Below are 15,557 nucleotides of genomic sequence, written 5' to 3'. Positions count from 1 at the left end.
CTTTGCGCATTCTCAGACTTTTCGCCTTATCCCTAAGGCTCATAATGGTTACATTCGGAGCCAACCCTACACCAAGACCGACACCCTGTCTCCAGGATAAGCACGCAAAGTGAAAAGCGGGTTCTTTCATTTGCTTAATCCATGAGCCAGCGAGCTGAACAAAGCAGTGATAATGTTGTCGGATTGCCTGAGTTTCCATTAAAATGGATCGGATCGATATAAGCACACAAAGGGGGAAGTGCTTACTTATTATGAAACATAAACCACAAATGATGAAAATGCGTTGGTTGGGTGTAGCAGTGCTGTTGTCACTGTATACCTCATCTGCACTGGCCTTTAACATCGATGATGTCGCAAAACAGGCTAAATCGATGGCGGGCAAGAGCTACGAAGCGCCAAAAAGTAACCTGCCCTCCGTTTTCCGCGACATGAAATACGCGGACTATCAGCAGATCCAGTTCAATCACGATAAAGCGTACTGGAACAATATTAAAACCCCGTTCAAGCTTGAATTTTACCACCAGGGTATGTACTTCGACACGCCGGTTGCCATCAACGAAGTGACGGCGACCGCGGTACGCAAAATCAAGTACAGCCCGGATTATTTCAATTTTGGCGATGTGCAACACGATAAAGACACGGTAAAAGACCTCGGCTTCGCAGGCTTCAAGGTGCTTTATCCGATTAACAGCAAAGATAAAAACGACGAAATCGTCAGCATGCTTGGCGCCAGCTACTTCCGCGTGATTGGCGCGGGGCAGGTGTACGGGCTTTCTGCGCGCGGTCTGGCAATTGATACCGCGCTGCCATCAGGTGAAGAATTTCCACGTTTTCGCGAGTTCTGGATCGAACGTCCAAAACCAACCGACAAACGTCTGACAATTTATGCGCTGCTGGACTCCCCTCGTGCGACAGGCGCTTATCGCTTCGTGATCATGCCAGGGCGTGACACGGTGGTTGACGTACAGTCTAAAGTTTACCTGCGCGATAAAGTGGGCAAACTGGGCGTCGCGCCGCTGACCAGCATGTTCCTGTTCGGGCCGAACCAGCCCTCTCCGGCGACCAATTTCCGTCCTGAACTGCATGATTCCAATGGCCTCTCCATTCATGCGGGTAACGGCGAGTGGATCTGGCGTCCGCTGAACAACCCGAAACACCTCGCCGTCAGCAGCTTTGCGATGGAAAACCCGCAGGGCTTTGGTCTGCTGCAACGTGGCCGTCAGTTCTCCCGCTTTGAAGATCTGGATGACCGCTACGATCTGCGTCCAAGCGCCTGGGTTACGCCGAAAGGCGACTGGGGTAAAGGCAAGGTTGAGCTGGTTGAAATTCCAACTAACGATGAAACCAACGATAACATTGTGGCGTACTGGACACCGGATCAGCTGCCGGAAGCCGGTAAAGAGATGAACTTCAAGTATGCGATCACCTTCAGCCGTGACGAAGACAAACTGCACGCACCGGATAACGCGTATGTAATGCAGACGCGTCGTTCGACGGGTGACGTGAAGCAGTCCAACCTGATTCGTCAGCCGGATGGCACGCTGGCATTTATCGTGGACTTCACCGGGCAGGATATGAAAAAACTGGCCCCGGATACTGCCGTGACGGCACAGGCCAGCATTGGCGATAACGGTGAAATCGTTGAGAACGCCGTGCGTTACAACCCGGTCACCAAAGGGTGGCGTTTGACCCTGCGCGTGAAGGTGAAAGATCCGAAACAGACCACTGAAATGCGCGCTGCGCTGGTCAGTAACGATAAGCCGCTGAGTGAAACCTGGAGCTATCAGCTACCTGCCAATGAATAATACATCTGAATATATTGATGCCATGCCGCTGACGGACATTGAAAAAGCGGCACTCCCTGCGAGCGACATCCGCGCGGTTCACACCGCGCTGGATGGTGAACATCGTCACTTTTCCCGTGATGATGATACGCCGCTGGGGTCAGTGAAGGCACGTCTGGAGCAGGCATGGCCGGACTCGCTGGCAGAAGGGCAGCTAATCAAGGATGACGAAGGGCGTGACCAGCTACAGGCGATGCCGAAGGCCACGCGTTCCTCCATGTTCCCCGATCCGTGGCGCACCAACCCGGTGGGCCGCTTCTGGGATCGCCTGCGTGGGCGTGACGTGACGCCGCGCTATCTGTCACGTCTGACCAAAGAACAGCAGGCATCCGAGCAGAAATGGCGTACCGTGGGAACGATTCGTCGTTACATTCTGCTGCTGCTGACGCTGGCGCAGACGGTTGTCGCCACCTGGTACATGAAAACCATTCTGCCGTACCAGGGCTGGGCGTTGATTAACCCTGCTGACATGATTGGCCAGGATATCTGGGTCTCCTTCATGCAGCTGCTGCCGTATATTTTACAGAGCGGCATTCTTCTGCTGTTCGCGGTGCTGTTCTGTTGGGTCTCTGCCGGGTTCTGGACGGCGCTGATGGGCTTCCTGCAACTGCTGATGGGGCGTGACAAATACAGCATTTCCGCGTCGACGGTCGGGGATGAGCCCCTCAATCCTGAGCACCGTACCGCGCTGATCATGCCTATCTGTAACGAAGACGTTGACCGCGTATTCGCCGGGCTGCGTGCTACCTGGGAGTCCGTGAAGGCGACCGGTAACGCGGCGCATTTCGACGTCTATATCCTGAGCGACAGCTACAATCCGGATATCTGCGTGGCGGAGCAAAAAGCCTGGATGGAGTTGATTGCCGAGGTGCAGGGCGAAGGGCAGATCTTCTACCGTCGTCGTCGTCGGCGTGTTAAGCGTAAGAGCGGAAACATCGATGACTTCTGTCGTCGCTGGGGTAACCAGTACAGCTACATGGTGGTACTGGATGCAGACTCCGTGATGAGCGGCGACTGCCTGAGCGGGCTGGTCCGTCTGATGGAAGCCAACCCGAACGCGGGAATTATTCAGTCCTCGCCAAAAGCGTCCGGTATGGACACGCTGTATGCGCGCTGCCAGCAGTTTGCGACCCGCGTCTACGGGCCGCTGTTTACTGCCGGTCTGCACTTCTGGCAGTTGGGTGAATCCCACTACTGGGGCCACAACGCCATTATCCGCGTGAAGCCATTCATCGAGCACTGCGCCCTGGCGCCGCTGCCGGGTGAAGGGTCGTTTGCCGGGTCCATTCTGTCGCATGACTTTGTGGAAGCTGCGCTGATGCGTCGCGCAGGGTGGGGCGTCTGGATTGCCTACGATCTGCCTGGCTCGTATGAAGAGCTGCCGCCGAACCTGCTGGATGAGCTCAAACGCGACCGCCGCTGGTGTCACGGTAACCTGATGAACTTCCGCCTGTTCCTGGTGAAAGGGATGCACCCTGTTCACCGTGCGGTGTTCCTGACGGGCGTTATGTCCTATCTGTCTGCGCCGCTGTGGTTTATGTTCCTGGCGCTCTCAACCGCGTTGCAGGTTGTGCATGCCCTGACGGAGCCGCAGTATTTCCTGCAACCGCGCCAGCTGTTCCCGGTGTGGCCGCAGTGGCGTCCGGAGCTTGCGATCGCGCTGTTCGCGTCGACCATGGTGCTGCTGTTCCTGCCTAAGCTGCTCAGTATCATTCTGATCTGGTGCAAAGGTTCGAAGGAGTACGGTGGTTTCTGCCGCGTGACCCTTTCACTGCTGCTGGAAGTGCTGTTCTCGGTCCTGCTGGCGCCGGTGCGTATGCTGTTCCATACGGTGTTTGTGGTGAGCGCGTTCCTGGGATGGGAAGTGGTGTGGAATTCACCGCAGCGTGACGATGACTCTACGCCGTGGAGTGAAGCCTTTATGCGCCACGGCTCTCAGCTGCTGCTGGGCCTGGTGTGGGCCGTTGGTATGGCCTGGCTGGATCTGCGTTTCCTGTTCTGGCTTGCGCCGATTGTGTTCTCGCTGATCCTGTCGCCGTTTGTATCGGTGATCTCCAGCCGTTCCACGGTGGGCCTGCGTACCAAACGCTGGAAGCTGTTCCTGATCCCGGAAGAGTATTCTCCGCCGCAGGTGCTGGTGGATACCGATACCTATCTGGAGCAGAACCGCAAACGCACGCTGGATGATGGCTTTATGCATGCCGTGTTTAACCCGTCATTCAACGCGCTGGCAACCGCGATGGCGACGGCGCGTCACCGCGCCAGCCAGGTGCTGGAGATCGCCCGCGATCGCCACGTTGAGCAGGCGCTGAACGAGACGCCAGAAAAGCTTAACCGCGACCGTCGTCTGGTGTTGTTGAGCGATCCGGTGACGATGGCACGGCTTCACTACCGCGTGTGGTCCTCTCCGGAGAGATACTCTTCGTGGGTGAACTACTACAAGGACGTGAAGCTCAATCCGCTGGCCCTGAAGGCGAAGTAAGTTGTTAAGTAGGGCGGGTAAGCGAAGCGCCACCCGCCAAATAAAATACCGGCTTAATCGCCGGTATTTTTTTAGAGGTCAGAAATGAAAGTAATCATTGTCGTCATGATGGCATGCCTGCTCAGCGGTTGCGGCAGCATTATCAGCCGCACCATCCCCGGGCAGGGCCACGGGAATCAGTACTACCCCGGCGTACAGTGGGATGTCCGTGATTCCGCATGGCGCTATCTCACCGTGCTCGATCTGCCGTTTTCTCTGATTTTCGACACGCTACTGCTGCCCATCGATGCCAGCCACGGCCCCTACGAGTAGCGGTGACTTATCGCTCGTCCCATTCGTCCGCTGCGGCCTGACCCTCTTCGGTATCCAGCGGCGGTTCGAGCTGAAACTCACCTTCGTCCCATTCGTGCAGCGTATTTTCTTCCAGCCACTCCTGACGTAACTCAATTTCGTCATAGTCGCCGTCGAATACCGCCTGCGCACCTTCACCACTGAGTATCGGCAGACATTCACCATCTTCACCTTCATCAGCAAAGAATTCGGCCTGCCACATAATATCGCCGTCCTGTAGGACGTATTTTTGGATATTGAGTTGTTGCACGTCAGCATCTTCTTCCTCAACGCCGGGATTATCGGCGAGGAACTCTTCGCGAGCGGCATCAATTGCTTCTTCCAGCGTGGCGTACATGGTCATTGGTGTCTCCCTGTTTTTCGTGAAGGTATTCAGGGAAAGAATAGCTGATTATGTGATTTTGCAAGTATGAATGCGAAAATTAGCCGTCACGATGTGGTCTTATTCGCGCCGGGCGAAGCGCCCGGGATAAGCTGAGCCACGAATAAACGGCGTTGAACAGCACGACGCCTGCCGTCACGATAAAGACCGCCCGGAAACCGAAGCTGGCCGAAATCCCCGCGCCGACCAGCGGTCCGGTGACGTTACCCAGATCGCGAAACGACTGGTTATAACTGAAAATACGACCGGCTATCTGGTTGGTGGAGTTATAGACCAGCAGCGTCTGTACAGCCGGGAGTAGCGCACCATCCGCAGCCCCCAGCAGGAAGCGCAGGACGCCGAGCTGCCACGGAGACTGCACCAACGCCATGGGGATCAGCAGCAGGACGGAGACGATCAGGGCGCAGATCAGGATCTTTTCCGGGCCGATACGGTCTCCCAGCTTGCCGAGCCTCGGCGCGCTCAGTAGCGCCGCCACGCCGGGAACAGAGGCGATTAGGCCGCTGATAAAGGCGATATTACTGACGTTTCCCGCCAGGTCGCGTACGTAGAGCGTCAGTATAGGCGCGATTGAACCGGTGGCCACCTGGATAATCATGGTGGTTACAAACAGGCTCAGCACCAGCTTTGGGTTTTTCAGCGAGGCCAGCACATCCCGGGCGTGCAGCATCTCTTTTTTGGCCACGGGCGTGAAATTCTCGCGGATACAGATAAGCGTCACCAGGAAGCAGAGGAACAGCACGCTGGCGGTAATGAAGAATACCGGCCGCAGTCCGTAGTGGTCGGCCAGCAGCCCGCCCGCCAGTGGGCCCAGCAGTGCGCCGCTTACGCCGCCAGTGGATAGCGTGCCCAACGCCCAGCCGCTTTTCTGGCGCGGGATTTGGGTGGCGATTAGGGCGTTGGCGTTAGGGATAAATCCCCCGAGCAGGCCCAGAAGCGCGCGTAGTATCAGGAACTGCCAGACATTCTGCGCCACCCCCATCAGCAGCATAATGATCGCCATGCCGAGCGCGGAGCGCAGCAGCATAATTTTGCGGCCTTTGCGATCCGCCAGCCCACCCCAGAAAGGCGACGCAATGGCGGAGAACAGGAACGTAATGCTGAACACCAGGCCGGACCACATATTCAGGGCGCTATGTCCGGTGACGCCGAGCTGTTCAACGTAGAGGGGCAGGAAGGGCATCACCAGGCTAAAGGCGGCGCCAGTAAGAAAACAACCCAGCCACGCAACCGTCAGGTTACGTTTCCAGTTTATGGGAGCATCTGTGGGGGACATAACTATCCGCATAATGAGGTGCAGGGCACCGTGAACAGTGAGGTAATAAGCCTGCTAATTATGCGCCCGGGGTATGATTGCCGCAATGACGGGGAGCTTTTAAAGCTAAAACAACATGCGGCCCGGAAGGCCGCACGCAGGTTAATACCGGGAAGGGACGCCCTGAGGCCGGGTTTTAAAGCGGCGATGCAGCCACATGTACTGCTCCGGCGCGAGCATAATGCATTTCTCGACAACGCCGTTCATCCAGCGGGCGGTGGTTTCTGCATCAATCAGCGGTGGCGCGAGTTCCGGCTCCAGCATGATGAGCTGATAGCCTGAACCGTCTGGTTTACGGCGCGGCACAAACGGCACGATAGCCGCTTTGGACATCCGCGCCAGCATCCAGGTCCCGGTGGTCGTCGCTGCATCTTCCACCGCAAAGAACGGGACAAACACGCTGGATTGCGGGCCATAGTCATGATCCGGGGCATACCAGACCACTTCACCTGCTTTCAGGGCGCGGATCATCCCTTTCAGGTCTTTGCGATCGATCATGCTTTTATTGGAGCGCATGCGTCCGTTGGTCTGGATCAAATCGATCACCGGATTATCGTTAGGACGATAAACGCCTATACCCGGCGCCTGCATGCCGAACATGCGCGCGCCAATTTCGAGCGTCAGGAAATGAACGCCAATCAGCAGGACGCCAGTCTGGTTGGCCTGAAGAGTATGCACCGGCTCCATGCCGGTCCCGGCCACTTCCGTCCAGCGCGCCATGCGTTTATCCGACCAGAACCAGGCCATACCGGTCTCCATCAGCCCCATGCCGACAGATTCGAAGTTTTTAATCACCATGTCGTGGCGCTCAGATTCACTCATCTGAGGAAAACAAAGCTCAAGGTTACGATACGCGATCCTGGCGCGACGCTTCATAAACTGCTGAGCAATGCGGCCCAGTCCTTTACCCATGCGGAAAATGACGGGATAAGGCAGCTGTACAATTAGCCACAACAAGCCAATGCCTGACCATGTTAACCAATAGCGGGGATGCAAAAGCGCGGCAGTAAATTTCGGTAACTGGGTCATGTCTGTCCTGTGTTCTAACGTCCTGAAAGGATATTGTCTCATTTTTTAAGGCATAGCCAAAATGTCTGTCATCGAAACATGAAAGAATATGCAAATGTTAAGTCTGATTAATCAGGTTGACTGAAATGTAGCGTAAATTGTGTGGATGTAAATTGTCTTTGTTTGCTATATCATGCCGACCGATTTTTATTTCTCAACGATTGCAGGACTTGTACACCATGCCAGTGTTACACAACCGCGTTTCGAATGAGATGTTGAAAGCGCGTATGTTGGCCGAAACCGAACCGCGCACAACGATCTCTTTCTATAAGTATTTCACCATCGATGATCCCCAGGCGACCCGCGATGCGCTTTACCAGGCTTTTACCGCCCTGAACGTGTTTGGTCGCGTCTATCTGGCGCGTGAGGGGATTAACGCGCAGATCAGCGTGCCGGAAAGCAAGGTCAGCGCCTTCCGCGACCTCCTTTACGGGTTTGATCCGGCGCTTAACGGCTTACGCCTGAACATTGCGCTGGATGATGACGGTAAATCATTCTGGGTGCTGCGCATGAAGGTGCGCGAGCGTATTGTGGCGGATGGCATTGACGATCCGAGCTTCAATGCCGCTAATGTGGGGGAGTACCTGAAGGCCGCTGAAGTGAACGCGATGCTCGACGATCCGGATGCGGTGTTCATTGATATGCGTAACCACTACGAATATGAAGTGGGGCACTTCGAGAATGCGATGGAAATTCCTGCCGACACCTTCCGCGAGCAACTGCCAAAAGCCGTTGAGATGATGCAGGAGCATAAAGACAAAAAGATCGTTATGTACTGCACCGGGGGGATCCGCTGTGAAAAAGCCAGCGCCTGGATGAAGCACAACGGGTTTAATAAAGTCTGGCACATTGAGGGTGGGATCATTGAGTATGCCCGTCGCGCCCGTGAGCAGGGTTTACCGGTGCGTTTTATCGGTAAGAACTTTGTGTTTGACGAGCGTATGGGCGAGCGAATTTCAGAGGACGTGATCGCGCACTGCCACCAGTGCGGTACGCCGTGCGATACGCATACCAACTGCAAAAACGACGGATGTCATCTGCTGTTTATTCAGTGCCCTGCATGTGCCGAGAAGTTTAATGGCTGCTGTAGCGAGCTGTGCAGTGAAGAGAGTATCTTGCCTGAAGAAGAGCAACGTCGTCGCCGTGCCGGACGCGAGAACGGGAATAAGATCTTTAATAAATCCCGGGGCCGACTGAATACCAAACTGGGTATTCCGGACCCGGAGTAAAACACTGCCCGGCGGCGCGAAAGCCTGCCGGGCCTGTTTTATGACTTCTGCTGAACGCCTTCCACCGAAATAATCAACTCAACATCCTGCGATGCCGGGCCTAAATCCGTGGTGATATTAAAATCTTTCAGATGAATTTTGCCTGCGGCTTCAAAGCCAGCACGTTTGCCACCCCACGGATCGTCGCCCTGTCCAATTAATTTGGCATCCAGTGTGACCGGTTTTGTTACGCCGTTCAGCGTCAGATTACCGGTAATAGCGAGCTTATCACCGTCTTTCTTCACCTCTGTCGACGCGAAAGTAGCTTGCGGGAATTTGCCCACGTTCAGAAATTCAGCGCTGCGCAGATGTTTATCACGCTCGGCGTGATTAGTGTCGACGCTGTTGGTATTAATGGTGACGTTCACTTTATCGGCAGCAGGGTTTTTCTCGTCGAAAGTAAATGTGCCATCGAAATCATTGAATGTGCCATATAACCAGCTGTAACCCAGATGCTGAATACGGAAATTGACAAAGGCATGCTGGCCCTCCTTATCAATTTTATAGTCAGCGGCAATGGCCGAACCGGTGGTAAATAGCAGCGAACCTAATGCGATACCCAACAGGCGTTTTTTCATTTTATGCTCCAGAGTCAACTGACGAACGGCCAAGCATGCGCTTCAGCGTATCGTCTTTATCAATAAAGTGATGTTTCAGGGCCGCAAGGCCATGCAGGACAGACAGGATCACCACGCTCCATGCCAGCCACAGATGAACCACACCTGCGGTGTCAGCCTGTGAACCGGCGTCAGCCAGCGTGGCTGGGACGTCAAAAAGCCCAAACACGCTGATCGGTTTACCGTCTGCGGTCGAAATAAGATAGCCGCTGATCAGAATGGCAAACAGCAGGGCATAGAGTGCGATATGTGCGCCAACAGCGCTTATGCGGGTAAGTCGGCCATGGCTTTTGGGTGCTGGAGGGGGCGGAGAGATATGTCGCCAGATCACGCGAAAAACCAGACCCATCATCAGCAGAACCCCAATGCTTTTGTGCAATTCGGGGGCCTGATGATACCAACCGTCATAATAGCTTAATGTCACCATCCACAGGCCGAGACCAAACATGGCATAGACGGCAAGTGCAAATAGCCAGTGTAAACACATGGATATTATTCCGTAGCGACGGGAGGAGTTACGCCATTGCATATGAATTTCCGTTCTCAAATGACTGAGCAATAAAAATGGACGGGTTAAATAAATAATGCAACTGAAAAAAATGAATAATGTTTTTTATTTAATTTATTTCAGCGAATTTGAATGTGTTTCCGCAATGTATTTCAATCGCTTCGTTCAATAAATTTGAGGTGACGTTTTTTAAAAAATATAAGTTAAATAAATTTAAAGGAGTGTCAATAAACGTCAGCGAGAATTTTCAGAAGAATACAATATAGATAACGTCAATGATCGCCAGCAGCGACCAAAGAACAATGTAGAGCATGAAATGCTCGCGGATGTTATTGATAAGGTAATTCACCAGTCTGCGCATCATGCCCCTCTCGCTAAACAGGCCCCGGTTATTCGGAGCCTGTAGAGGTATTATCGGTTAAAGCGCGAGAGCGCGAAGGGCTTGAGATCAAACGAAGGCGCGATCCCCTGCGCAAACTGGGCGGCGATTTCACCTAACACAGAGGCAAATTTAAACCCGTGACCGCTGAGCCCGGTTACGAGCAGGGTGTTATCGTGTCCCGGCAGGGTGTCGATGATAAAATCTTCATCCGGGGTGTTGTCGTAGGTGCACGCTGCGCCGTAAAGCAACCCGCCTACGCCCGGCAGGATATTACGCAGGAATGTGAAGGCTTCGGAACCATCCTGCGGATAAGCACCGTAAGGCTTGCGTTCTTCCGCAGAGGAAATTACCTGCCCGCCGTTATGTTTGCCAATCTTGAGCGCGTCTTTTTCCGAGGGAAAACCGTAGAACTGGTCGCCATTGGGTAACTCGCCTGTAAACGCCGGGAATTTGTTCTGGCTGCTGTAACGCCCGTCAGACTGGAACCAGGAGAAGACTTTTCGCACCGGCTGGATGGGCAGGTCCGGCAGCTGTTTCGTCACCCACGTTCCCGCACTCACCAGCAGACGCGTGGCGGTATATTCACCTTCAGAGGTGGTGACGGTTGAACCCTCTGCATGGTGGGTGATGCCCGTGACCGGACAGTTGAACAACTGCGCGCAGCCCGCTTTGGCGGCGAGATCAATCCAGGTCTTAATGGCCGTTTCGCTGTGCAGCACGCCAGAGTTGGCTTCAAACAACCCAATGTAGTCGTCAGGGACAGAAATTTCCGGCCAGCGCGCCATGATGCCGTTTGCATCCAGACGCTCGACGTCCAGGCGGTAGGCTTTCGCGCTCTCCTCGACGGTCGCCAGAAACGTGGAGCTGGCTGGCCCCAGGTTAACGACCCCGGTGCGCTCAAAAATGCGATCTTCGGTGAGGGCGGTCAGCTCATCCCACAGCGTCTGAGCCCGAAGCACCAGCGGTACATAACGTTCACCTTCACCGTAAGCGTGACGGATCAGACGGGTATCGCCGTGATGGCTTCCTTCAGAGTGGGGGGGAAGGTGGGCGTCAATCATCAGCACTTTCAGACCCGCCTGCGTGGCGTAATAACCGGCGGCAGATCCTACGGAGCCGCTTCCGATAATGATTAAATCGTATTTCATAGGCTTCTCTTTACTAACGCTTTGTTAGCAGAGTAATTAACTAAGTGGGCTTATACAAGAGCGAAATAAATAAGGCACCGCGAGGGTGCCTGTTGAGTGAAAAGGGGCATAAGGTCAATGCCGTTTATACTCATTTTCCTGATAGTCGCCAGATTCTATTTTTGCGATGCCTGCTTCTAAAATAGAGATAAACTGACGGGCGACGTCTGTTGTAAGCCACAGCGTCTGTCCAACTTCCGCTTCATCACGGTTTTGCTGATTTGGGGTCTGGTAGTGCAAACGCAGCATCAGCGCATCGTAGCTGTCTACGGTGCTGATATCCCAGCCAACAAGCGGATGGGTCTGGATGACTTCACTATTCTTTTCCATTATAACCCCCTTAATGCGTGTTAGAAGACAACGACTTTGAGGTTCAATGCATGTTTTTCTGAAAGCAATTTCAGTATATCAATTAATAAGGGTTCAGAAGGAAAAAATAAACGGGTAGCAACACATTTTTATGCTTTTTAGGATTGTTCGAACAATAAAACGCCATCTTGTTCACGATTTTCTAAGAAGATGCTGAAATATTTTGAACTTTCAGGAGACGAAACGAAAAAAAGCCGGGGCGACCCGGCAAAAAAACACAATGAGGGAGCAAATTTTAATCAGTGATGAACCAGTCGTCGGCGCTTTCCCATGTTTCCTGCAAAATTTCGCTGATGCGTTCTTTGTCTTCTTTCGCGCCGCCGATGACGGAAAGATGGTTTGCTGTCGCATAACGTACCGTTACGGCACCATCGTTTTCAGGAAAAGTGCTGCTAATACGTCGGGATAGTTCACCCGCCAGAGCGTCGAGTGCGCCAGCAGGCAGGACGGTGGATTTGGCAATGGTGACTTCGATACGCATAAATGCCCCCTGTGTAATATACTGTTTATTTATACAGTTATATTGTCGCTTTGACAACAGGGGGCGCGATTTTTTTAGCGTTTTACCGTCCAGTTTACGGTTTCACCGGCCAGGAAGGGGATCAGCGTATCGTCGGTGAGCGCAATCGACGCTTCAACCTGGCTTTCTTTGCGCTCCAGCTCAATGAACGTGTCATTAACCGGCAGACCGTAGAAACGCGGGCCGTTAAGGGAGCAGAAGGCTTCGAAATGGTCTAACGCATTCATCTCTTCAAACACGGTTGCGTAACTTGCCAGGGCGGTCGGGGCGTTAAAACAGCCTGCACAGCCGCAGCTCGCCTCTTTACGGTGACGGGCATGCGGGGCGGAATCCGTGCCGAGGAACGCGCGCGGGAAGCCGCTGGCGACCAGCTCACGTAGCGCCTGCTGGTGGATGTTGCGCTTGAGGATCGGCAGACAATACAGATGTGGGCGAACGCCGCCCACCAGCATGTGGTTACGGTTAAACATCAGGTGCTGCGGGGTGATGGTGGCGGCAATCAGCTCGTTTCCATCCCGGACATACTCTGCGGCATCTTTAGTCGTAATGTGTTCAAACACCACTTTCAGCCCCGGAAGACGCTGGCGCAGCGGCTCCATGACCGTTTCGATAAAACGTGCTTCGCGATCGAAAATATCAATGTCAGCGTGGGTCACTTCCCCGTGCACCAGCAGCGGCATGCCCAGTTTTTGCATACGCTCCAGAACAGGCATGATGGCATCAATACTGGTCACCCCATGGCTGGAGTTGGTGGTGGCATTCGCCGGGTAGAGCTTCGCGGCGGTGAATACACCTTCGTTAAACCCGCGCTCAACTTCATTCGGATCCAGCGAGTCCGTCAGGTAGCAGGTCATCAATGGGGTAAAATCGTGTCCGGCCGGAACGGCGTCAAGGATACGCTGGCGATAGGCAATCGCGGCCTCGACGGTAGTGACTGGCGGAACCAGGTTAGGCATAACAATCGCACGGCCATAAATTTCGCTGGTATACGGCACGACGGTTTTCAGCATGTCGCCATCACGAAGATGGATATGCCAGTCGTCTGGGCGGCGGATTTTGAGAACCTGGGATTGTACAGTCATGGAAGCTCCGGCTTGAAAGAGATCAGTCATAAGAGGGCTGTTTTTGCCGGACACAAATCATAAGCGGAAACGTTTTCGTTTGCACACTATTCCGTTAAAAAAAACGGGCGCCTGAGCGCCCGGAGTGTTTAGTCGGTGAAAGGGATGATGATTTCACCCGGTTTCACCTCTATCCCTTTGGCATATTTTTTCGCCAGGGATTCGCCTTTGCTCTTGTCTTCGCTCAGAACATAGGCAGGCTGTTGGTTAAAGTAGTTCTGCAACGACTGGTTGAGATACGGCATCAGCGTTTGCAGCACCGGTTTCATTTTTTCCGGCGTCACAACTGCATCGACGATTTCCATCTCATGCAGGAAAATGGCCCCTTTCTCTTTATTCAAGACCGGCAGCGCCTTGAGCTTCAGCTTGATATCCGCTTTCTGATTGCCGAAGAGCGAGGTCATATCGAGGCTGGCATCGCCGGAAAGGGTGACTTTGTTAGGCTCCTCGCGCCCAATCTGGCTGGCGAGATTCGTCAGGACGATATGCGCATCCGCAAGGCCGGGCACGCCGATATCTTTTGAAAAGTTATTATGTTTTTCCAGCGCCTGATTAATTTCCTGCTCACTGACGGTGTACTGCGTAAGCTGGTTACATCCCACCAGCAGACCACTGACAATTAACGCAGCGGCAATAACGATCTTTTTCATGGCGTTCCTCAACATAAAATCGGCGCATCTGTCCTGATACGCCAGTATGTCAGGGTGATCCAACAGAAACCAGCAGAAAAAACTGATAGTGAAAGAGGGTCAGGCGCCAGGCTCCAGCATCCCGCGGGTGCTGCGTTTATCACTGAACTGCCACCAGAGGGCAATCAGCGTCATAAAGCCGACCATGCCGAGCATGACCCACGGCAGCTCCGGCTGATGGAGCGCTTTTCCGGCATCAAACAGCCAGCCGCCACCGGTGTAACCCAGTGCGCCGCCAAGCGCCAGCCCGAGACGGCTGAAGCCCATGTAGCTGCCTCGGGCCCGGGCGTCGGCAAGTGACGCGCTCAGCGTTTCACGGGCTGGCTCGGCAATGATTGAACCAATATAGAAGGTGCAGATGAGCATAAACAGTTGCTGAAGCGAACTCACCAGGCCGATGGGCATCATGCTCAGCGTCATCAGCAACAGCCCGGCCATCAGACGGTGCTCAAGCCGGAAACGGCGCTCGCTCCAGCGGGCAATCGGATAGAGCAGCGTCAGAGAGAGGCAGGCCTCAATGGCATACATCCATTTCACCGCTGCCGGCGTGCCGGCAATATCGTTAACCATAATGGGCAGCATCAGCATGACCTGCACGGCGAGCATGTAGTAGCCGGTCAGGGTTAACACATAGGTGACGAAGCGTTTATCGCTCAGCACGCGGTCAAGCCCTTCCCGCACAGGCGCCTTCACCGTCGACAGCTTCCACGCGGGCAGAAACAGACCGTTAAACAGCGCGCAGAGAATAAACAACACCGCGCCGGTGGCGCAGACCAGGCGGAAATCGTATTGCAGCAGCCAGCTTCCCAGCAGGGCGCCCACCACCGCGCCAGCGCTGTCCTGCATCATCAAAATCGAAAAGAAGCGCCCCCGGTGTTGCGGACGGATAAGCTTAACCACCAGCGCGGTACGCGGTGGGTCGAAAAGGGTGCCGCCAATCCCGGAAAGGAAACAGGAGAACCACAGCAGCCAGGGTTCATGAGCGATTGCCATGGTGGCGAATCCCGCCGCACGTAACAGCATGCCGGTGACGATCATCGGTTTCGCGCCGAAGCGGTCGGCTATTGCGCCGCCAAACACGCCCAGACCCTGTTGTACAAACTGGCGTAGACCCAGCGCGATCCCGACCATCAATGCCGCCCAGCCCATTTGATCGACAAAACGAATCGATATAAGCGGAAAAACGACAAAAAAGCCGAGCACGACCAGCATGTTATCGACGAGCAGGAAATATTTACCCAGGCTCCTGGCCTGTGATACGCGGGACATTTTCCCTCCAGGGAAAATAAAAGGTGAGCACGCTAACATTCTGCGGTGTCGCCGGGCTTTTTCCCATACCCGCTGGCGACAATATTTTTTTATCAAAAAGGTGCTTTGATAGAGAGTTCTCATCGAAAAATGTGAAAAGCGATCAAAATGGTATGTCACTGTTTTCACAGAAGGCACAGGCGCAG

16 protein-coding genes are annotated in these 15,557 nt (G+C 54.1%); 4 read left to right on the top strand and 12 right to left on the bottom strand.

Annotated elements, in window-relative coordinates; genetic code table 11:
- The first annotated feature begins 251 nt into the window (after positions 1-251).
- From mdoG to ACJTMZ_RS05160, 3 genes are all read left to right on the top strand, one after another.
- A complete protein-coding gene (mdoG, locus tag ACJTMZ_RS05170; RefSeq protein ID WP_015570847.1) occupies positions 252-1,805 on the top strand; it encodes a glucans biosynthesis protein MdoG in 1,554 nt (517 codons plus the stop codon).
- The gene (gene mdoH, locus ACJTMZ_RS05165; RefSeq protein WP_003858032.1) at positions 1,798-4,326 is read left to right on the top strand and encodes a glucans biosynthesis glucosyltransferase MdoH; all 2,529 of its coding nucleotides are present in this window, start codon (positions 1,798-1,800) and stop codon (positions 4,324-4,326) included. Before mdoG ends, mdoH begins: the two co-directional genes overlap by 8 nt.
- A gap of 84 nt (positions 4,327-4,410) precedes the next feature.
- Positions 4,411-4,638 carry a YceK/YidQ family lipoprotein gene (locus tag ACJTMZ_RS05160; RefSeq protein ID WP_003858030.1) on the top strand — a complete coding sequence of 76 codons (228 nt, stop codon included), beginning with the start codon at positions 4,411-4,413 and terminating at the stop codon, positions 4,636-4,638.
- 7 nt (positions 4,639-4,645) lie between these two features.
- On the opposite strand, the gene ACJTMZ_RS05155 is transcribed toward ACJTMZ_RS05160, so the two are convergent.
- From ACJTMZ_RS05155 to ACJTMZ_RS05145, 3 genes are all read right to left on the bottom strand, one after another.
- Positions 4,646-5,020, bottom strand: coding sequence for a MysB family protein (locus ACJTMZ_RS05155; RefSeq protein WP_015570844.1), 375 nt, complete (start codon positions 5,018-5,020; stop codon positions 4,646-4,648).
- Positions 5,021-5,099: 79 nt separating this feature from the next.
- On the bottom strand, positions 5,100-6,335 hold the full coding sequence (gene mdtG, locus ACJTMZ_RS05150) for a multidrug efflux MFS transporter MdtG (protein WP_017693650.1): 1,236 nt from the start codon (positions 6,333-6,335) through the stop codon (positions 5,100-5,102).
- Positions 6,336-6,476: 141 nt separating this feature from the next.
- Entirely contained in the window at positions 6,477-7,403 is a 927-nt protein-coding gene (locus ACJTMZ_RS05145; RefSeq protein WP_017693649.1) for a Kdo(2)-lipid IV(A) acyltransferase, read from the bottom strand.
- 218 nt (positions 7,404-7,621) lie between these two features.
- Between ACJTMZ_RS05145 and ACJTMZ_RS05140 the strand changes: the two genes are divergently transcribed.
- Positions 7,622-8,671: a rhodanese-related sulfurtransferase gene (locus tag ACJTMZ_RS05140; RefSeq protein ID WP_015570841.1), complete on the top strand. Its 1,050-nt coding sequence runs from the start codon at positions 7,622-7,624 to the stop codon at positions 8,669-8,671.
- 38 nt (positions 8,672-8,709) lie between these two features.
- Here the strand turns inward: ACJTMZ_RS05140 and ACJTMZ_RS05135 are convergent, their stop codons facing one another.
- The 9 genes from ACJTMZ_RS05135 to mdtH form a co-directional block, all read right to left on the bottom strand.
- On the bottom strand, positions 8,710-9,288 hold the full coding sequence (locus tag ACJTMZ_RS05135; RefSeq protein WP_017384744.1) for a YceI family protein: 579 nt from the start codon (positions 9,286-9,288) through the stop codon (positions 8,710-8,712).
- Position 9,289: 1 nt separating this feature from the next.
- Positions 9,290-9,856 carry a cytochrome b gene (locus ACJTMZ_RS05130; protein ID WP_017384743.1) on the bottom strand — a complete coding sequence of 189 codons (567 nt, stop codon included), beginning with the start codon at positions 9,854-9,856 and terminating at the stop codon, positions 9,290-9,292.
- 226 nt (positions 9,857-10,082) lie between these two features.
- Positions 10,083-10,196, bottom strand: a complete 114-nt coding sequence (locus tag ACJTMZ_RS05125; protein WP_003858014.1) for a YceO family protein — start codon at positions 10,194-10,196, stop codon at positions 10,083-10,085.
- Positions 10,197-10,246: 50 nt separating this feature from the next.
- The gene (gene solA, locus ACJTMZ_RS05120; protein ID WP_408626880.1) at positions 10,247-11,365 is read right to left on the bottom strand and encodes an N-methyl-L-tryptophan oxidase; all 1,119 of its coding nucleotides are present in this window, start codon (positions 11,363-11,365) and stop codon (positions 10,247-10,249) included.
- Between the two features lie 114 nt (positions 11,366-11,479).
- On the bottom strand, positions 11,480-11,734 hold the full coding sequence (gene bssS / locus ACJTMZ_RS05115) for a biofilm formation regulator BssS (RefSeq protein WP_015570838.1): 255 nt from the start codon (positions 11,732-11,734) through the stop codon (positions 11,480-11,482).
- 274 nt (positions 11,735-12,008) lie between these two features.
- Positions 12,009-12,254, bottom strand: a complete 246-nt coding sequence (gene dinI, locus ACJTMZ_RS05110; protein WP_017384741.1) for a DNA damage-inducible protein I — start codon at positions 12,252-12,254, stop codon at positions 12,009-12,011.
- Positions 12,255-12,328: 74 nt separating this feature from the next.
- Positions 12,329-13,375: a dihydroorotase gene (gene pyrC, locus ACJTMZ_RS05105; protein WP_017384740.1), complete on the bottom strand. Its 1,047-nt coding sequence runs from the start codon at positions 13,373-13,375 to the stop codon at positions 12,329-12,331.
- 128 nt (positions 13,376-13,503) lie between these two features.
- Positions 13,504-14,064 carry a lipoprotein gene (locus tag ACJTMZ_RS05100; protein ID WP_058686326.1) on the bottom strand — a complete coding sequence of 187 codons (561 nt, stop codon included), beginning with the start codon at positions 14,062-14,064 and terminating at the stop codon, positions 13,504-13,506.
- A gap of 99 nt (positions 14,065-14,163) precedes the next feature.
- Positions 14,164-15,372: a multidrug efflux MFS transporter MdtH gene (gene mdtH / locus ACJTMZ_RS05095; RefSeq protein ID WP_003858008.1), complete on the bottom strand. Its 1,209-nt coding sequence runs from the start codon at positions 15,370-15,372 to the stop codon at positions 14,164-14,166.
- Between the last annotated feature and the right edge of the window lie 185 nt (positions 15,373-15,557).

The organism is Enterobacter sp. DN, from assembly GCF_046054285.1.
Taxonomy (GTDB): domain Bacteria; phylum Pseudomonadota; class Gammaproteobacteria; order Enterobacterales; family Enterobacteriaceae; genus Enterobacter; species Enterobacter hormaechei_C.
The sequence above is the reverse complement of the archived record's forward strand: the minus strand, read 5'-3'. Positions and strand labels throughout refer to the sequence as shown.